The organism is Acidovorax sp. Q11, from assembly GCF_054950075.1.
Genome location: NZ_JBUDZG010000007.1, coordinates 30,515 through 47,898 on the forward strand (window position 1 = coordinate 30,515; position 17,384 = coordinate 47,898).

Annotated in this window: 16 protein-coding genes; 7 read left to right on the forward strand and 9 right to left on the reverse strand. The window is 67.4% G+C overall.

Features of this window, described 5'->3' with window-relative positions:
• Window positions 1-63: 63 nt before the first annotated feature.
• Genes ACYZGB_RS08105 through ACYZGB_RS08115 form a run of 3 tightly spaced genes read right to left on the reverse strand, consistent with a single transcriptional unit; the run spans window position 64 to window position 1,787 of the window.
• On the reverse strand, window positions 64-612 hold the full coding sequence (locus ACYZGB_RS08105) for a DUF2062 domain-containing protein (protein ID WP_462387748.1): 549 nt from the start codon (window positions 610-612) through the stop codon (window positions 64-66).
• Between the two features lie 11 nt (window positions 613-623).
• On the reverse strand, window positions 624-785 hold the full coding sequence (locus ACYZGB_RS08110) for a hypothetical protein (protein ID WP_462387749.1): 162 nt from the start codon (window positions 783-785) through the stop codon (window positions 624-626).
• A 21-nt stretch (window positions 786-806) separates the two neighbouring features.
• Complete coding sequence (locus tag ACYZGB_RS08115) at window positions 807-1,787, reverse strand: TerC family protein (RefSeq protein ID WP_462387750.1); 981 nt, start codon at window positions 1,785-1,787, stop codon at window positions 807-809.
• Between the two features lie 161 nt (window positions 1,788-1,948).
• Between ACYZGB_RS08115 and ACYZGB_RS08120 the strand changes: the two genes are divergently transcribed.
• Window positions 1,949-2,851, forward strand: coding sequence for a LysR family transcriptional regulator (locus tag ACYZGB_RS08120; RefSeq protein WP_462387751.1), 903 nt, complete (start codon window positions 1,949-1,951; stop codon window positions 2,849-2,851).
• A 76-nt stretch (window positions 2,852-2,927) separates the two neighbouring features.
• On the opposite strand, the gene ACYZGB_RS08125 is transcribed toward ACYZGB_RS08120, so the two are convergent.
• The 4 genes from ACYZGB_RS08125 to ACYZGB_RS08140 form a co-directional block, all read right to left on the reverse strand.
• Entirely contained in the window at window positions 2,928-3,656 is a 729-nt protein-coding gene (locus ACYZGB_RS08125) for an alpha/beta hydrolase (protein WP_462387753.1), read from the reverse strand.
• Between the two features lie 171 nt (window positions 3,657-3,827).
• Window positions 3,828-4,799, reverse strand: coding sequence for a helix-turn-helix domain-containing protein (locus ACYZGB_RS08130; RefSeq protein WP_462387755.1), 972 nt, complete (start codon window positions 4,797-4,799; stop codon window positions 3,828-3,830).
• Window positions 4,800-4,883: 84 nt separating this feature from the next.
• Complete coding sequence (locus ACYZGB_RS08135) at window positions 4,884-6,212, reverse strand: sulfatase family protein (protein ID WP_462387756.1); 1,329 nt, start codon at window positions 6,210-6,212, stop codon at window positions 4,884-4,886.
• Window positions 6,209-7,174: a tripartite tricarboxylate transporter substrate-binding protein gene (locus ACYZGB_RS08140; RefSeq protein ID WP_462387757.1), complete on the reverse strand. Its 966-nt coding sequence runs from the start codon at window positions 7,172-7,174 to the stop codon at window positions 6,209-6,211. Before ACYZGB_RS08140 ends, ACYZGB_RS08135 begins: the two co-directional genes overlap by 4 nt.
• Window positions 7,175-7,274: 100 nt before the next feature.
• On the opposite strand from ACYZGB_RS08140, the gene ACYZGB_RS08145 reads away from it, so the two are divergent.
• The 6 genes from ACYZGB_RS08145 (at window position 7,275) to ACYZGB_RS08170 (ending at window position 14,697) form a co-directional block, all read left to right on the forward strand.
• Complete coding sequence (locus ACYZGB_RS08145; RefSeq protein ID WP_462387758.1) at window positions 7,275-7,844, forward strand: MarR family transcriptional regulator; 570 nt, start codon at window positions 7,275-7,277, stop codon at window positions 7,842-7,844.
• Window positions 7,845-7,972: 128 nt separating this feature from the next.
• Window positions 7,973-9,553 carry an MFS transporter gene (locus ACYZGB_RS08150; RefSeq protein WP_462387759.1) on the forward strand — a complete coding sequence of 527 codons (1,581 nt, stop codon included), beginning with the start codon at window positions 7,973-7,975 and terminating at the stop codon, window positions 9,551-9,553.
• Between the two features lie 153 nt (window positions 9,554-9,706).
• Window positions 9,707-10,822, forward strand: coding sequence for a uroporphyrinogen decarboxylase (gene hemE, locus ACYZGB_RS08155; RefSeq protein WP_462387760.1), 1,116 nt, complete (start codon window positions 9,707-9,709; stop codon window positions 10,820-10,822).
• Window positions 10,823-11,572: 750 nt separating this feature from the next.
• Window positions 11,573-13,708, forward strand: coding sequence for a replication restart helicase PriA (gene priA / locus ACYZGB_RS08160; RefSeq protein ID WP_462387891.1), 2,136 nt, complete (start codon window positions 11,573-11,575; stop codon window positions 13,706-13,708).
• Window positions 13,709-14,030: 322 nt separating this feature from the next.
• Window positions 14,031-14,240 carry a hypothetical protein gene (locus tag ACYZGB_RS08165; RefSeq protein ID WP_462387761.1) on the forward strand — a complete coding sequence of 70 codons (210 nt, stop codon included), beginning with the start codon at window positions 14,031-14,033 and terminating at the stop codon, window positions 14,238-14,240.
• Between the two features lie 121 nt (window positions 14,241-14,361).
• Window positions 14,362-14,697: an RNA recognition motif domain-containing protein gene (locus tag ACYZGB_RS08170; protein ID WP_462387762.1), complete on the forward strand. Its 336-nt coding sequence runs from the start codon at window positions 14,362-14,364 to the stop codon at window positions 14,695-14,697.
• Window positions 14,698-14,826: 129 nt separating this feature from the next.
• On the opposite strand, the gene ACYZGB_RS08175 is transcribed toward ACYZGB_RS08170, so the two are convergent.
• Entirely contained in the window at window positions 14,827-15,780 is a 954-nt protein-coding gene (locus ACYZGB_RS08175) for an AEC family transporter (RefSeq protein ID WP_436140705.1), read from the reverse strand.
• A 112-nt stretch (window positions 15,781-15,892) separates the two neighbouring features.
• Entirely contained in the window at window positions 15,893-17,179 is a 1,287-nt protein-coding gene (locus ACYZGB_RS08180; protein ID WP_462387763.1) for an ABC transporter substrate-binding protein, read from the reverse strand.
• Between the last annotated feature and the right edge of the window lie 205 nt (window positions 17,180-17,384).

A 17,384-nucleotide genomic window follows, 5' to 3' on the forward strand; every position in this document is an offset into this window, starting at 1 on the left:
CGAAGCCAGCTCCACGGTGGCGCTGGTGGGCGCTGCGCCCACATTGCGCGCCGAATATGGCGCTCAGCGGCTGCGCGCCAGCCGCCGCTTGCGCTGCAGGGCGGGCGCCAGCCACAGCAATTGCACGGTGGCATAACCCAGCGCCGCCATCACCAGGCCCAGCGTGGGCAGGCCCACCAGCAGCGGTGTGCCCAGGGCCTGCATCCAGGTCCCCAGCGCCTGCACGGAGAAGTCTCCGCCCGGCGCCAAGCTGCTCCAGTCGGGCAAGGAATGCGCGCCAGGGATGACGAGTGCGCCCAGATAGAACGCCAACACATACAGCGGCACGGTGGTGAGCGGGTTGGTGTAGAACGTGGCCACGCCACCCGCCACGATGTTGCCGCGCAGCCAGGCGCAGACCAGCAGCGTGCCCGGAATCTGCAGCGGGCCGGGGATCAGCCCGCAGAACATGCCCGCTGCCACCCCACGCGCCAGCGGCTGGCGCTGAAAGCGGAACAGCGCGCGCTGCTCCAGCCAGGGCTGGTAACGCGACAGCCAGCCGCGCTCCAGATGGGTGCGCGCCCGGGGTTCCAGCCCCCGCAGCCAGCGGCGCAAGGTGCAGAGCATTTGCATCGTCCGCCTCCTCAGCCCCAGGTCCACGCGGCGGCGGCACCGGCGCCGCACAGGGCCGACAGCCCCATCAGCAGCCGCACATCGCGCCGCTCATTGCCCGCCCGGTGGGCGATGACGGTGGCCGCAACCAGGCCCCCCAGCAGAAAAAGCAAAACAGAGTCAACGAGTTCCATGGTGTGTGGCCTTGTCTAGTTTCAGTCTTTGCGTGGGAGGGTAGGGGCACCGTGGGCGCTTTCACCCGAGCTGCGCAGCGACAGGAAGATGGAGCCTGCGATCAGCGACGCCGTCACCAGCAGCGCATAGCCGATCGGGATCTTCACAAAGTCGATGAGCAGCATCTTGCCGCCAATGAACACCAGCACCAGCGCCAGGCCATAGGCCAGCAGATGGAAACGGTTGGCCAGGTCAGCCAGCAGGAAGTACAGCGCACGCAGGCCCAGGATGGCAAAGATGTTGGCTGTGAGCACGATGAACGGGTCGCTGGTGATCGCGAAGATGGCCGGAATGCTGTCCACCGCAAAGATGATGTCGGTGGTACCGATGAGCACCAGCACCACAAACAGGGGCGTGAAGTGCTTGACGCCGTTGATCATGGTGGAGAGCTTCTCGCCATCGAACTGGTCGGTGATGCGAATGCGCTTCTTCAGAAACTTGAGCACCGGGTTGGTGGCGATGTCTGGCTCCTGGCCCGCAGCAAACCACATCTTCACGCCCGTGATGACAAGAAACGCGCCGAACACGTACAACAACCAGTGGAAGGTGGCCAGCAGCCAGGCGCCTGCCAGAATCAGCAGCGTGCGCAGCACGATGGCACCGATGATGCCGATGATGAGCGCACGCTTCTGGTACTGCGGCGGCACGGCAAAGTAGCTGAACAGCATCAGGAAGACAAAGATGTTGTCCACCGACAGGCTCTTCTCGACCAGATAGCCGGTGATGAACTGCATCGAGACGGTGTTGGCAATCTCGCGGCCCTGGCTGCCGTCCAGGTACCACCACAGAATGGCCACGAACACGAAAGCCAGCGAGAACCACAAAAAGCTCCAGCGTGCAGCCTCGCCCATGGTGACCTTGTGCGCGCCCTGGCGCTCCATGACCAGCAGGTCAACGCCAATGGCGATAACCACGAAGACGGCAAATCCCGCCCACATCCACCACGTTCCGATTGTTTCCATCAAGTTTCTCCAAAGATGCCCTCACACGCCCAGGCAAGCCGGACGCCCAAGCCCCGGACTGTAGGGGTTGATCTACTTCTTTAAAACCTGCGATCACAGTAGTATTGGTTCGGTTTTTACGAACCAAACACCTATTTTTACGCGCCCGCCGCAACGAGATCATGAGCCAGAGCTTCAACTACCGCCATCTTTTCTACTTCTGGGTGGTGGCCAAGGAGGGCGGCATCGCTCGCGCCGCCGAGCGGCTGGACATGGCGGTGCAGACCATCAGCGCCCAGGTGCGCGAGCTGGAAAAGGCCCTGGGCGTGGCCCTGCTGCGCACCGAGGGCCGCAACCTGGTGCTGACCGATGCGGGCGTGGCCGCGCTGCACGAGGCGGACCACATTTTTGCGCTGGGCGAGCTGCTGCCCGTGCGCGTGCGCGAGGCGGCCACCGGCCAGACGCTGCGCCTGAACCTGGGCATCTCCGACGGCATTGCCAAGCTGGCCGTGCACCGGCTGCTGACCCCCGTGCTGGACGAGCCGCACCTGCGCCTGCTGTGCCACGAGGGCGAGTTCCAGCCCCTCTTGGGCGAGCTGGCGCTGCACAAGCTCGATGCCGTGCTGGCAGACCGTGCCGCGCCCCCCAACCCGGCGCTGCGCACCACCAGCCAGTTGCTGGGCAGCAGCGCCATCGCCTGGTACGCGCCGCCGCTGTGGGCCGAGGCGGCGGCCAACAACTTCCCGCACAGCCTGGCCGTGGTGCCCGTGCTGCTGCCCACCGACCACGCCGCCATGCGCGCGCGCATCGACCACTGGCTGGAGCGCGAACGCATACGCCCGCGCATCGCGGGCGAGTTTGAAGACAGCGCGCTGTTGAGCACCTTTGCCGCCACCGGCATGGGCGTGATGCCCGCGCCGGTGTCGCTGGGCGAGCACCTGGCACAGACCCACGGGCTGGTGCAGGTGGGCACCACACCGGACGTGCAGGAGCAGTTCCACCTGATCTACAGCGCCCGCAAGGTGATGCACCCGCTGCTCACGCGGCTGCTGGAGGCGGGAAGCAGCGGATCACTCCTGAATTGATAGCAATCAGCGCTTGTCCAGCAGGCGCAAGAGGCCAAAAAACCTTGTAGTCAGCGCAAAAAAGCTCTGCTTCCCTTCAGTCGCGCCCTGCCCGCTCGATGTGCAAGGCAGCCGATGCCGGGTCGGAAAAGCACAGCTCATGGCTGCCCGGGCATTCCACCAGGCGGAACAAGCCCAGCCGCTCCGACAGGCGCGGGTGCCAGGGCAGGCTGTGGGGCAGCGCGGTGTCCTGCTGCGCGTTGAGGTAGCTCTTGCCCACCTCCAGCGCGGCCAGCGGCACGGGCAGCTGCGCCGGTTCGGTGAAGGTGCGGTAGGGGTGGGGGTTGAGCAGCGCGTAGGTGCTTTGCGCCAGGGCCTCGTCGGCATCGTTGATGAAGGCCTCGCGCCAGATGGGGTACGGCAGCATCACGGCATCGCCGCTGCTGGCCGCGACCTGGTCGAACAGCGCGCGGTAGTGCGGCGGCACCAGGTCGTTCAGGCATTCGCCCGGCTGCGGCACAAAGGCGTTCCAGTACACCAGACGGCGGATGCGCCCAGGCAGACGCGCGGGCATGTGGCTGATGACCATGCCGCCATAGCTGTGGCCCACCAGCCGCACGTCGGTCAGACCCTGGCCTTCGATGAAGGCCGCCAGCGAATCCACCGCATCGGCCAAGCCCGTGGCCGCGCGGTCGTCGCCGGGGCGGTTGCCTGCCAGCGTGGGGCAGTGCACGGTGTGGCCGCGCGCCCGCAGGTGCGTGGCGGTGGCTTCCATTTCGGCACCGGTGTGCCAGGCGCCATGGACCAGGACATAGGTATCCGGCATGTGTGTCTCCTTGGGGTTGTGTTGCAGGACCGGGCAATCCGCCCTGCCGCTACCTTAGAAACACCTGGTGGCACGGAATGGCCTGCGCGTGCCAGTCGGCTGTGCTGGATGTGCCAGCAGACTCAACGACGGGCCGGCATGGCCGTCTCGACGGGGGAATAGCGCGTGGCCTCAGCCGCCGCGCCGCCACTGCGCGGGCGACACGCCCATGGCGCGCTGGAAGGCGCGTGCGAAATGCGAAGGGTCCGCAAAGCCGCAGCGCCGCCCGATCTCGCCCACGGCCACATGGGCCAGCTGAGGGCGGCGCAGCAGCTCGCCCGCCCGCGCCAAGCGCAGTTCGCGCAAGGTGCCCGCAAAGGTGTGGCCCTGCGCCGCAAAGGCCCGGTGCAGGGTGCGCAGCGACACGCCCGCCTCCTGCGCCAGCGCCGTTGCCGAGAGGCCCGGCTGGTCGATGCGCGCCCGGATCAGCGCACACAGATGGGCATGCAGGCTGCGCGCCGCAGTGGGTGCCGGTGGCTGGGGCGGCTCCAGCGCAGCGCACAACAGCGCCCCCAGGTGCTCGGACAGCAATGCTGGCGGCAAGGCCTGCGCCGAGGACGGGTCACGCGCCAGCTGCACGGCCAGCGCCCCCAGGCTCTGGCCCCAGCCCTGGTCGCGCCAGGCCACGCGCGGGCCGGGCGCCTCGGCCTGCTTCAGCCACTGGCCCACCCAGGCACGCGGCAGCTGCAGCGACACACAGTGCACGCCTTCAGGAAAGTGCAGTTCGTAAGGCCGTGCCGAATCCAGCAGCACCACATCGCCCGGCCGCAGGTGGGCCACATGGCCGTCCTGGCGCACATGCCAGGCGGTCTCGGCCTGGCCGATCAGGTAGAAGGGCAGCTGGCGGCTGCGCGCAATGCCGGCGGATGTGCGAAACACATCCTGGGTGGAGGCCCGCACGCGGTTGATGGACAGCGTCTCCACCGGCAGGCTTTGCAGCTCCCCGCCAAACAGCGGCGCCTCGCGGGAGCTGCAATCCATTTCCAGAAACGCCTCGCAGATCGCGCCCACCCAGTAGTCCAGGCGCGCGGGCGGCGCCACCACGTCGGTGGTCCACTGGCGCACAGCAGCGGGGGACGAGGGCGCGGGGGCAGCGGCGGGCATGGCGCCCAATCTACCGGCAAGCGGGCCGGGCAGGCAACAGGGCAAGCCCGCCCAACCACTCCCCTGACGGCCTGCCCGCCAGGCTCAGCGCTGCGGCATGTCCTTCACCGAGTACCCCAGGCTCACCGTGGCATCCTCAGGAATAGCAGGCATGGACGCATTCCACGCATCCCACGCGGCGCGCATGGCTTGCAGGCGCTCGGGCGCCACAGGCGCTCGGTTGGCGCGCTCACGTTCATCGTCGGCCAGGTTGAACAGGTAGTCGTTGCCATCCACACGCAAGTACTTCCACACGCCTTGGCGCATGGCGCGCTGGCCCCGGTGGTTCATGCGCCAGAAAAGCGGCGGCTCGTCGATCACGTGGGCATCGCGCAGCAATGGCATCAGCGAGCGGCCGTCCAGCGGGTAGTCCGCATGCGCAGCGGCGCCTGCGGCGTCGAGCATGGTGGCGGACCAGTCCATGGTCATGCAGGTCTGCGCGCTCACGCCGCCGGGGGCGATCACGGCAGGCCAGTGCGCGATCCAGGGCACGCGGATGCCGCCTTCGGTCAGGTCCATCTTGCCGCCCACCAGGGGCCAGTTGTCCGAAAAGCGCTCGCCGCCGTTGTCGCTGGTGAACACCACCAGCGTGTCGCGCGCCAGGCCCAAAGACTGCAGCAGCGCCATGATGCGGCCGATGCCCTCGTCCATGTGGTGGATCATGCGGCGGTAGGTCTCGATGTTGCCGCCATGCAGGTGAAACAGGTTCGTCTTCACCTCCTGCGCCAGCGCCTCGTCATCGCGCGTCTCCCACGGCCAGTGGGGCGCGGTGTAGTGCAGGCTCAAGAAGAACGGCGTGCCCGCCTGCGCGCCCGGCGCCATGCGTGCTACGTAGTCGAGCGCGTGGTCGGTGATGAGGTCGGTGAGGTAGCCGTCCTGCTGCTTTTCTTCTTCGCCCAGGTACAGGTCGTGCGTGCCGTTGGAGCTGCAGTGCGTGAAGTAGTCCACCCCGCCCGACATGGGCCCGAAGAACTCTTCGTAGCCCGAGCGCAGCGGCCCGAACGCGGGCGGGTAGCCGAGGTGCCACTTGCCCATCAGCGCCGTGCGGTAGCCTGCTGCGCGCAGCAGCGAGGGCAGTGTGGGGTGCTCGGACGGCAGGCCCAGCGTGGTGCTGCCCCGGCTCTTGCTGTTGATGGGCTCCTCGGCCGCGCCGCGCAGGCGGTACTGGTAGCGCGCGGTCATCAGCGCAAAACGCGTGGGCGAGCAGACGGGGGAATTGGAGTAGCCCTGCGTGAGCTTGAGACCGTTGGCGGCCAGCTGATCGAGCACCGGCGACACGGGGCCAAACGCCGCGTCGCGCCCGCCGTAGCAGCCCAGGTCGGCATAGCCGAGGTCGTCGGCGACGATGAAGATGATGTTCGGGCGGGTGGTCATGGTTTGAAGCCCGAGCGCTGCACGACCGGCGCCCATTGCGCGCGGTAGGCCTTGAGCATGGCTTCGGTCTGCGCCATGGTCGCCACCACGGGCTCCATCTTGGCCGCCTCAAACTTGCGCTGGGTGTCGGGGTCCTTCATCACCTCGTGGATCAGCGCGGCCAGGCGTTCGGCTTGCACTTTGGGCATGCCCATGGGCGCAAAGAAGGTGTTCCATCCGGTCGCAGCCAGGTCCAAACCGCTTTCCTTGAAGGTGGGGATCCTTCCATCCAGCGCACTGCGCTTGGCACCCGACACCGCGAGGATGCGGATCTTGCCCGCTTCGTGCTGGGGCAGCAGGGTGTCAAACGTGTCGAACGCCACAGGCACCTGGCCACCCAGCAGGTCGTTGAGCAGCGGCGCCGAGCCCCGGTAGCCCACCACCTCGGCGCGCACCTTGGCGGCGTCGCCCACCATCAGGCCAAAGAAGTGCGGCAGGCTGCCTGTGGCGGGCACGCCAAAGTTGGCCTTGTCGGGGTTGGCGCGCAGCCAAGCCATGAGGTGCGGCAGTTCTTTGACGGGCACAGCGCTGGCCACGGCCACGCCAAATTCATAGCTGTTGACGTGGCTCACGGGGCGGAAATCGCGCTCGGGGTCGTAGCCCGCGTCGGGGAACACCAGAGGCGCCACCAGCATGACGGCCGGGTTGGCCAGCAACAGCGTGGGCTGGTTGGCGGGCGCGGCCTTCACAGCCTGTGCCGAGAGGCGGCCACCCGCCCCCGTCTTGTTCTCCACAATCACCGGCGAGCCGAGCTTGCTGCCCAGCTTGTCGGCCACGATGCGGGCCACACGGTCGGTGGAGCCACCGGGGGCGTAGCCCACCACGATGCGCAAGGGCACGTCCTGCGTCTGCGGCTGCGCCTGGGCCAGAGTAGCGCACAAGGCAAGCGTGGCGGTCAGCACAAAGGCAAGGGGTTTGCGCATGGTCAAAATCTCCAGGGGCAATGGCAGGGCCCGCGCTGGCGCGCAGGGGGATGGATGACCGGACTGTATTGGGCACACAATCAATTGATCTAATCAATCAATGCCCGGAAATACCCTGATGCCCGCGCCTGCCCCGGCCCCCTCACCACCCGCCCCGCCCGGCCACCGGCTGGCCCACCCGCAGGCCGCCAACGACCTGCTCATGTACCGCCTCAACCGCCTGCTGGCGGTGGCGGGCAGCCTGGTGGTGCGGCTGTGCGAGGGCGGCTACGGAATCACCCGGCGCGAGTGGGGGTTGCTCATGGTGCTGGCGCAACACCCCGGCATGCCCCCGGCCGAACTGGCCCAGCGCCTGGGCCTGGACCGCGCCCGCACCTCGCGTGCCATCACCTCGCTGCTGGCCAAGAAACTCATCACCCGCGACGCCATGCCCGGCGACCGCCGCCAGGCTGTGCTGACCCTCACATCTGCGGGCCAGGCGGTGCACGACGGACTGTTTCCGCAGGTCAAAGCGCTCAACCAGGATCTGCTGGCCGGGCTCAGCGCCGAGGCGGTGGCGGGCCTGGACCAGGCCCTGGCCGACATGCAGCAGCGCGCCGAGGCGCTGGTCGCCACCCGCACCGATGTGCCGCGCACCTACCGGCTGCGGGGCGGACGGCATGTGGATTGAGGGACATCCCCAGCCGTGCGCCCCAAAACAGGGAACCGGCGATATCCTCGAACACGCTCTGTAACACCCATACAGGGCCACCCCGCGCTTCCCGTCCGACCACGACCCACGCCCTACCGCCCGCCCTCATGTCCCAGCACTCGACCTCTTTGTGGAGCCCCTTGCGCCAACCCGCGTTCCGGGGCCTGTGGATTTGTGGCGGCATTTTTTTTGTGGGCAGCGGCATGCAGACCATGGCGGCCGCCTGGCTCATGGTGGAACTCACGGGCTCTTCCTTCCTGGCCGCGCTGGTGCAGACGGCCGTGTTCATGCCCATGTTTTTGCTGGCGTTGCCCGCCGGGGTGCTGGCCGACACCACCGACCGGCGGCGCCTGATCTCGGGCGCGCTGCTGGCGCAGGTGGGGGCGTGCGCCCTGCTCACGCTGCTGGTGCTGGGTGGCTGGGGTGGCCCGGCATCGGTGCTGTTTCTGGTGTTCATCTGCGGCTGCTGCACGGCGGTGCTCACGCCCGCGTGGAACTCCTCGGTCATCGACCCAGTGCCGCGCGACGAATGGCCCCAGGCCATCACCGCCGTGAGCATTGCCTACAACGCCGCGCGCGCCGTGGGCCCCACGCTGGCGGGGCTGGTGTTTGCGCAACTGGGTGCGGGCTGGGTGTTTGCCATCACCGTGACCACCACGCTGGTGATGTGGGAGTCCATCCGCCGCTGGCCGCCCAAGGCGCACCCGCCCTCCAAGCTGCCCGCCGAGCGCCTGTGGGGCGGCACCCTGAGCGGCCTGCGCTTTGCCTGGCACTCGCGCATGATCCTCGCGCAGCTGGTGCGCGTGATGGCGTTCAGTGCTGCAGGCTCGGCACTGTGGGCGTTGTTGCCGGTGATTGCCCAGCGCCTGGGCACAGGCGCGCCGGGCTTTGGGCTGCTGATGGGTTGCCTGGGCACGGGCGCCGTGGCCGTGGGCCTGGTGCTGGGACGGCTGCGCGCACGCTTTGGCATGGAGGCCATCGTGGGCGTGGGCGGCGTCGTGTTCGGCGCGGCCATGCTGGTGGCGGCCCTCACCAAGATCACGGCGGTGGTCTACATCGCCATGCTGTTTGCGGGCGCGGCCTGGATGTCGGCCATGTCCACCTTCAACACCGCCACCCAGGCCAGCGCGCCGCAGTGGGTGCGCTCGCGTGCCGTGGCCATGCACATGGTGGCGGCGCTGGGCGCATTTGCGATCGGCTCTGCCTTCTGGGGTGCAGCCTCGGACATCCTGGGCCTCACGCCCACGCTGTGTGTGGCCGCCGCGCTCATGGGCGTGGGCCTGCTGCTGGCACGCCCCATGCCGCTGCGCATGGGCGCGCTGCACGAAGTGACACAGGCCACGCCCTGGGACGAACTCTTCATCGAGGCCGAACCCCTGCCCGAGGCGGGGCCCGTGGCGGTGGAGGTGGGCTACCGCATAGCGCCGGGCACCGACGCCGCGTTCCTCGACACCATCAGCCGCATGAAGGCCCCGCGCCGCCGCGACGGCGCGACCTTCTGGCGCATCTACAAAGACCTGGGTGAGCCCTCGCGCTATGTGGAACGTTTCATCGTCGAGTCCTGGGCCGACTACCTGCACCAGCGCGCCCGCGCCACGATGGCCGACCAGGCGCTGGAGACCGAAGTGCGGGCGTTCTTAGCGCCCGGCGAAGTCGTGCGGATGTCGCACTACATCGCGGAAAGGTGAAGCCCCCCTGAGCGGCTCCGCCGCTTCCCCCGAAGGGAGACGCCCCCGGCGGCCCAGCAACGCCGGTTCCGCAGGTGCATTGGCTTGATACGCGTCAATTTCCACCGCCGGGTCGGGTGTCGAGGCTGGCGGTCGGCCTGCGACAATCGCAGGATGACCTTCGCTCCCCTCGCCAACGACACCTTCCTGCGTGCCTGCCGCCGCCAGGCCACCGACTACACGCCCCTGTGGCTCATGCGCCAGGCGGGCCGCTATCTGCCTGAATACAAGGCCACGCGTGCCCAGGCGGGCAGCTTCATGGGGCTGGCCACCAATGTGGACTACGCCACCGAGGTCACGCTGCAGCCGCTGGAGCGTTTTCCGCTCGACGCGGCCATTCTGTTCAGCGACATCCTCACCGTGCCCGATGCGATGGGCCTGGGCCTGTCGTTTGCCGAGGGAGAGGGCCCGCGTTTTGCAAAACAAGTGCGTGACGAAGCGGCCGTGGCCGAACTCGCCGTGCCCGACATGGACAAGCTGCGCTATGTGTTCAACGCCGTCACCAGCATCCGCAAGGCCCTGAACGGCCGCGTGCCACTCATCGGCTTTTCGGGAAGCCCCTGGACGCTGGCCTGCTACATGGTCGAAGGCAAGGGCAGCGACGACTACCGCCTGGTCAAGAGCCTGATGTATGCGCGGCCCGACCTGATGCACCGCATCCTGGCCATCAACGCCGACAGCGTGGCCGCCTACCTGAACGCCCAGATTGACGCAGGCGCCCAGGCCGTGATGATTTTCGACAGCTGGGGCGGCGTGCTGGCCGATGGCGCGTTCCAGGAATTCAGCCTGGCCTATACCAAGCGGGTGCTGGCGCAATTGAAACGCACCGGTGTGGATGGCACGGACGTTCCGCGCATCGTGTTCACCAAGGGCGGCGGCATCTGGCTCCCGGACATGAAGGACATCGACTGCGAGGTGCTGGGCCTGGACTGGACGGCCAACCTGGGCCATGCCCGCGCCATCGTCGGCGGCCAGGTGGGCGGCCCCGGCAAGGCGCTGCAGGGCAACATCGACCCCAACGTGCTGTTTGCGCCGCCCGCGCAGATCGAACAACAGGTGCGCCATGTGCTCGACAGCTTTGGCACACCCCACACCGACCGCAGCACCACCGGCCCCACCCACATCTTCAACCTGGGCCATGGCATCAGCCAGTTCACGCCGCCCGAGCATGTGGCGGCGCTGGTGGAGGCGGTGCACAGCCACTCGCGGGCGCAGCGCCAGCAGCGCTGAAGGCGGCCGGGGCCTGCGCAGCCGCACCAGTGCGGCATTCTCTGCACGCAATAAGCGAGCAGGCCCCCACGCACCAAAACCCCACAGTCCCGCACCCGAAGGGCTGACTTATGCACAAAACTGGAGCAGCACCGCCACCCGATGGCGCACCATGCATGGCACCATGGCGGCACCGGAAAGATTCGCAACAAACGCGTAAGTGATTGATTTAAAAGGATCTGCATCCCCTGCTTTTTTGATGGGCATTCCAGCCAAACCTCCGTCTTTCAAGGACTTGCGTGACAAACGCAGGGGATATCAACAAAGTTATCCACAGAAATTCTGGATTTCTTGCAAATCCCCTGTCAAATCAAGCACTTGCAGGCCAAACCGCAAAAAACCCTGAACAAGCAGTGCAGCGGCTAGCACAAATTTGGGGCTGACCCGGGCCTTGACGCCCAAGCGATGTTCGACTTATGCACACAAATCTTGATGCGGCGCAACATTTTCCTGCCGCACAGCCTTAGCACAGAAAATGCACCAGAATTTCTTCAGATGATTGATTCATAAGGATTTTTTCGTGCTGCCAGTTTAGTGGGCATTCTGTTCAGCGCCAGTGTTCATGCGGGTTGGCGGGGTGTGCAGGCAGGATGTCAACAAAGTTATCCACAGAAAGACGGGATTACTCACACTGCACGCCAAATCAAGCACTTAGCCGCCAAACTTCTACAGCATCTCCACAAGCCCCCGTAACTGCCATAGCCTGTGCCTATCCACACCGCCATCGTCCACGTTGCATTGCATACCCCGTCGCACAGCGGCGTGGGGGATTTGCTCAGCTATGCCAGCGCACAGCCCCTGCCCCCGGGCACGCTGGTGCGGGTGCCGCTGGGCAAGCGCGAGGTGCTGGGCGTGGTGTGGGACGCCGCCGAGGCCACGGGCGAGCTGCCTGAAGGGGCTGCCATGCGGCCGGTGGCGGGCGTGCTGGAAGGGGTGGCGCCGCTCGCGCTGCCCTGGCGCCGCTTGGTGGCCTTTGCCGCACGCTACTACCAGCGCGCCCTGGGCGAGGTGGCGCTGGCCGCCCTGCCCCCCCAGCTGCGCGACCTGCAGCCCGACCAGCTGGCACGCCGGCTCAAGCGCCCCGCCAAGGCAATGGACCAGGACGGCAGCGAAAACGCTATTCAAACAATAGCACTCACCGCAGAACAGGAGCGCGCAAGGGCTCAAATTTCCTCTGAATCCGGCCCCTTCCTGCTGTTTGGCAGCACCGGCAGCGGCAAAACCGAGGTCTACCTGCGCTGCGTGCAGGAGGCGCTGGAGGCCGACCCCACCGCGCAGGCGCTGGTGATGGTGCCCGAGATCAACCTCACCCCCCAGCTCGAAGAACGCTTCACCACCCGCTTCGCCCCCCGCTTTGGCAGCCAGGCCGTGGTCTCGCTGCACAGCGGCATGACCAACCCGCAGCGCCTCAAGAGCTGGCTGGCCGCGCACAGCGGTGTTGCCCGCATCGTGCTGGGCACGCGCATGGCGGTGTTCGCCAGCCTGCCGGGCCTGAAGATCATCGTCGTGGACGAGGAACACGACCCCAGCTACAAGCAGCAGGAAGGCGCCCGCTACTCGGCGCGCGACCTGGCCATCTGGCGCGGGCGCGAGCAGGGCGCCAAGGTGCTGTTGGGTTCGGCCACGCCCTCGCTGGAGACCTGGCACGCCAGCCGCCCGCCCACGCCCGAAGACCCCGAAGGCGGACGCTACGTGCGGCTGGCCATGCCAAGTCGCATAGGTTCGGGCATCGGCGTCGGCGCCCCGGCCCGGGTGCGCCGTGTGGACATGAACCAGCAGCCGCGCCGCGCCATCTTCAGCGCGCCGCTGCTGGCCGCCATCACCGAGCGCGTGGCGCGCGGCGAGCAGAGCATGGTGCTGCTCAACCGCCGGGGCTATGCCCCCGTGCTGCACTGCGCCGACTGCGGCTGGAAAAGCGACTGCCCACACTGCAGCGCTCACCAGGTGTTCCACAAGAGCGACCGCACCCTGCGCTGCCACCACTGCGGCTACACCGTGCGCGTGCCCCGCGCCTGCCCCACCTGCGGCAGCCCGGACATCCACTCCATGGGCCGGGGCACCGAGCAGCTTGAAGAACAGCTCTCCGCGCTGCTCTCCGAAGTGCTGCGGCCCGACCGCACGCCCGCGCGCATCGCCCGCATCGACGCCGACACCACCAAGGCAAAAGGCTCGCTCGAAGCGCAGCTGGCCCAGGTGCATGCGGGCGAGGTGGATGTGCTGGTGGGCACGCAGATGATTGCCAAGGGCCACGACTTCCGGCGCATCACCCTGGTGGCCGCCGTGCAGCCCGATGGGGCGCTGTTCAGCAGCGACTTCCGCGCGCCCGAGCGGCTGTTTGCGCTGCTCATGCAGGCGGCAGGCCGCGCCGGGCGCGACGCCGCGTACATGGCCGCCCAGGGTACGCAGTGCGAGATGTGGGTGCAGACCTTCCACCCCCAGCACACCGTGTATGAGGCGCTGCGCAAACACGACTACGAGGCTTTCGCCGCCCAGCAGCTCAAGGAGCGCGAAGAGGCCGCCATGCCCCCGTTTGCCTACCAGGCCCTGGTGCGCGCCGACGCGCGCACGCAGGAGGTGGCCCAGGGCTTCCTCACCGCCGCCACGGCCGCCGCGCACGCGGCGGGCCTGCCGGGGCTGGACGCGGTGACGCTGTTCCCCCCGGTGCCCTTGACCATCCAGCGCGTGGCCAATGTGGAGCGCGCCCAGATGCTGATGGAGAGCCCCAGCCGCACCGCCCTGCAGCGTTTTCTGGCCGCCTGGCAGCCCGTGCTGCAGGCCACACGCAGTGCGCCCGAGCACAAGGGGCTGGTGCGCTGGCTGGTGGATGTGGACCCGCTGGTGATTTGAGGCAAGTTTTGGCCTCAGCACCCGGCCGAAGGGCCCGCAAAGCCCCCGAAAACGCCATTTTTAAAACTCAAAAGAATAATAATTTTAGTTTAAATGCAGAAACAAATATAATTCGGGCTGTTGCAGTCACGGCGCCTCGTTCGGGCAGTCACCGCAACGTCTGCCCCCGGGATGCATTCCGCCCCTTGCAGACGCTCCCCTTGCGACCTTTGTCGCCCAGTGGCCTGCAGAGCTGCAGCCCACCGCGTCCCTTGATGCTCACGCAGGCCACCTTGACGGCCTGCGGTCCTGATTGATCCAGATTTCACAGACTGCCATTTCCATGGGCCCCTACGTCGTTTCGCCCACGACACACCCGACCGACTGCGGCCGCTTCCGCGCCTCCTTCTCGGTCCACCGCTCCCAGGGCAACGGCAGCTACTGCCGCGTGTTCCGTTTTGACAAAGCCTTCGCCTCGCGCGAAGCCGCACGGCTTTTTGCCGTCACGCAGGGCTGGCTGCAAACCAGCATGCAGCACCCGCCCCAATGTTGATGGCCTGCTGCGGCCCCACGCACCTGCTATCCACCTTGCCCCCGCTGCGGATTTCCCATCCGCAGCGCAGAACCCCAACAGTGCGCGAATCGTTGCGCGCCATTTTTAGAAAGGCTCTTCCATGAGCAGCAAAATCTATGTGGGCAACCTGCCCTATTCCGTGACCGATGCCAGCCTGCACAGCAACTTTGCCGAGTTCGGCGGCGTGTCGTCTGCCAAGGTCATGATGGACCGTGACACGGGTCGCTCCAAAGGCTTCGGCTTTGTGGAGATGGCCAACGCCGACGTGGCCCAGGCCGCCATCAAGGCGCTGCACGGCATGTCCGTGGACGGCCGCTCGATCGTGGTGAACCTGGCCCGCCCGCGCGAAGAGCGCAGTGACGCGGGTGGCTACACCGCCAGCAAGCGCGCAGATGTGGGCTACGGCACGGGTGGCCACGGTGGCGGCCGCTACTGAACCCGGTAGCCTCCACAAAAAAACCGGCTCGGATGAGCCGGTTTTTTTTCGCCTCGCCGCAAGATTTCAGGCTTTTTTAGGCCTCTGCGCGCATGGGGTGGGCGCCAATAGCTACAAAATCAATAGCAATCAGGTCAGCAGCGCCACCGCTGCCGAAAAGCTCAAGAACGCCAGCGCCGTGCTCACCAGGATGATGCGCGCCACGCGCCCGTTGTTGGCGCCGAACTTCTCGGCCAGCAGCGAGACGTTGCTGGCGCTGGGCAGCGCTGCCAGCAGCACCAGCACCGTGAGCGCAAACGGCGTGAGCGGCACACCCATCGCCATGGCCGCCGTGCCCACGCCCCACACCAGCAGCGGGTGCACCAGGAGCTTGGCCAGCGCCACAGGTACGTAGTCCCGCGCGGGCACCTGCTCGTGCTGGTTCATCTGCGAGCGGGCCAGCACCGCGCCAATGGTGAACAGCGCCACGGGCGATGCAGCGTCGGCCAGCATGGCGATGGTCTTGTCCACCGGGCCAGGCAGCTGGAACTGCAGGGCCGAAGCCAACGCCCCCAGCGCAATCGACCAGGGCATGGGATTGGTCGCCATGCCCTTGAAGGCATTCTTCAGCGCCACCCCCACGCCGTGGGTGCCCGCGCCATCGAGGCGCGACAGCGCAATGCACAGCGAGCTGGTGATGACCATGTCCACCACGATGGTCACGATGGCCGGGCCCGCGCTCTGAGCGCCCAGGAGCGCCACCAGCAGCGGCACGCCCATGAAGCCGGTGTTGGGGAAGGCGGCCACCAGCGCGCCAAAGGCCGCGTCGTTCCAGCCGATGTGGGCCTTGCGCGTGAGCGCCACCGTGGCCCCCACCATCACCAGCGCACACAGCACATACACGCCCGCCACAGCCGGGTCGAGCAGCTGGGCGATGGGCGTGCTTGCGCCAAAGCGGTACAGCATGCAGGGCAGCGCAAAGTACAGCACAAAGGCGTTGAGCCCCGGGATGGCCGGTTGCGGCAGCACGCCGCGCCGTGCGGCGAGATAGCCGCAGAGCACGAGCGCGAAGAAGGGGAAGGTGATGAGGAGGACGGAGAGCACGGCTCGATTGTCCTGGCTGCGGCTGCAGCCGGGGCCAGCGGCGCCCAGCGTGGTCAGCGCAAAGTCAGGTGGGTGGGCTCGCGGGTGGCGAGCGCAGGCACCCGTTTTTTTGCTACTGCTTGCGCTGGATGATCAGGTTGCGCTTGGCATCTTCGGGGTAGGCAAAGGTGATGGCGCCGTTCTTGACCATGCCCATGACCAGCATGTTGCGCGTGATCGCGTCCTTGTCCTGCGCGCTGAAGGGCTTGTCGTAGGTGGTGACCACGCCGTAGTAGGTCTTCATCTTGCCCTCCAGCGACTCCTTGATGGCCTTGCCGTTCAGGTTGCCGTCGCGGATGCCGAGGAAGGAGTACATCAGCAGGTAGGTGGCGTCGTAGGCATTGGCCGCCGCCATGGGCACGGCCACCTTGCCCTGGAACTTGCGGGTGTAGCCCGACAGGAAGGACGCACGGCGCTCGTTGCTGGGCTCGGCGATGAAAGTCTGCACCATGAGCGCGCCCTCGGCCGCGTCCTTGGCGCCTTCGAGGAAGAACGGGAAGGACAGTGGCCACGGCCCCACCTGTGGCACCTTCCAGCCCAGGGCCTTCTTGCCGTTGGCGATGGTGGCGTTTTCCGGCCCCACGGTGTAGCTGTAGACCACGTTGGCGCCCGCGTTGCGCGCGGCCGTGAGCTCGGCCGTGAGGTCCTTCACCCCCAGGTCAAAACGCGCCACGTGCACGGGCTTGAGGTTCTTGGCCGCCAGCGCGGCCACCACGTCGTTGTAGCCGCCTTCGCCGTAGCCGGTCTTGTCGGCAAAGATGGCGACCTTGTCCCAGCCGCGTTTGACGATGTCGTCCACCAGGAAGGGCGCCTGGATCGCGTCGCGCGCCTGCACACGGAAGATGTAGCTGTCGGGCGCGGGGTACTTGGCCGTCACGGCCGTGCCCGTGGAGCAAGGCACGATGAGCGGGCTTTTGGCGTCCTGGAACAGGTCGATGGCCTTGAGCGCCACGCCGGTGTTGCAAAAGCCGATGGTGGCGACGACCTTCTCGGCCAGCAGCTCCTGCGAGACCTTGCGGCCCTGGTCGGGGTTGGCGGTGTCGTCCTTGACGACCAGCTCCAGCGGGCGGCCCAGGTAGCCGCCCACGGCGTTGATCTCGTCCACCGCCAGCTTGATGCCGTTGAGCATGGGCACGCCAAAGTCGGCCGAGGGCCCGGTGAACGGCCCCACCACGCCGATGCGCACGGGCGTGGTGCTGCCGATCTGGGCCTGCGCCGGGGCCAGGGCCCCACCGGCCAGCAGGGCGGTGGCCACCACCGCCACGACCGCCACCGACCGCCAGTTGCGGGCAGGAGGCCGGGGACGGCCGGGGCCCGATGGCACAGACGGAATGGCAGCGGAAAAAGCGAAGGAGATCATGGGCGTGCGACCGGGGGCATGGAGTGGGGGAAGCACCGCCCGGGAGTGGGCGGGGGCCGCAGCCAGTATCAAATTGCAAAAACAAAGCCCCTAGCGGGGTTTCCCGGAGCGGCTGGCCCATGCGCCCTGTGGCGCCCCTCGCCCGTCAGCGCCTTGTCAGCCCGGCGCAGTGCCCCCGGGCGGGCTGCTGGCAAGAGCACGGGAC

Bases quoted from the DNA above. Each gene is read 5' to 3' on its own strand.
- ACYZGB_RS08135 (WP_462387756.1), bottom strand. From the start codon at position 6,212: ATGACCACCCGCCCGAACATCATCTTCATCGTCGCCGACGACCTCGGC.
- ACYZGB_RS08110 (WP_462387749.1), bottom strand. From the start codon at position 785: ATGGAACTCGTTGACTCTGTTTTGCTTTTTCTGCTGGGGGGCCTGGTT.
- ACYZGB_RS08170 (WP_462387762.1), top strand. From the start codon at position 14,362: ATGAGCAGCAAAATCTATGTGGGCAACCTGCCCTATTCCGTGACCGAT.
- ACYZGB_RS08120 (WP_462387751.1), top strand. From the start codon at position 1,949: ATGAGCCAGAGCTTCAACTACCGCCATCTTTTCTACTTCTGGGTGGTG.
- ACYZGB_RS08130 (WP_462387755.1), bottom strand. From the start codon at position 4,799: ATGCCCGCCGCTGCCCCCGCGCCCTCGTCCCCCGCTGCTGTGCGCCAG.
- ACYZGB_RS08115 (WP_462387750.1), bottom strand. From the start codon at position 1,787: ATGGAAACAATCGGAACGTGGTGGATGTGGGCGGGATTTGCCGTCTTC.
- ACYZGB_RS08165 (WP_462387761.1), top strand. From the start codon at position 14,031: ATGGGCCCCTACGTCGTTTCGCCCACGACACACCCGACCGACTGCGGC.
- hemE (WP_462387760.1), top strand. From the start codon at position 9,707: ATGACCTTCGCTCCCCTCGCCAACGACACCTTCCTGCGTGCCTGCCGC.
- ACYZGB_RS08125 (WP_462387753.1), bottom strand. From the start codon at position 3,656: ATGCCGGATACCTATGTCCTGGTCCATGGCGCCTGGCACACCGGTGCC.
- ACYZGB_RS08150 (WP_462387759.1), top strand. From the start codon at position 7,973: ATGTCCCAGCACTCGACCTCTTTGTGGAGCCCCTTGCGCCAACCCGCG.
- ACYZGB_RS08145 (WP_462387758.1), top strand. From the start codon at position 7,275: ATGCCCGGAAATACCCTGATGCCCGCGCCTGCCCCGGCCCCCTCACCA.
- ACYZGB_RS08180 (WP_462387763.1), bottom strand. From the start codon at position 17,179: ATGATCTCCTTCGCTTTTTCCGCTGCCATTCCGTCTGTGCCATCGGGC.
- ACYZGB_RS08105 (WP_462387748.1), bottom strand. From the start codon at position 612: ATGCAAATGCTCTGCACCTTGCGCCGCTGGCTGCGGGGGCTGGAACCC.
- ACYZGB_RS08140 (WP_462387757.1), bottom strand. From the start codon at position 7,174: ATGCGCAAACCCCTTGCCTTTGTGCTGACCGCCACGCTTGCCTTGTGC.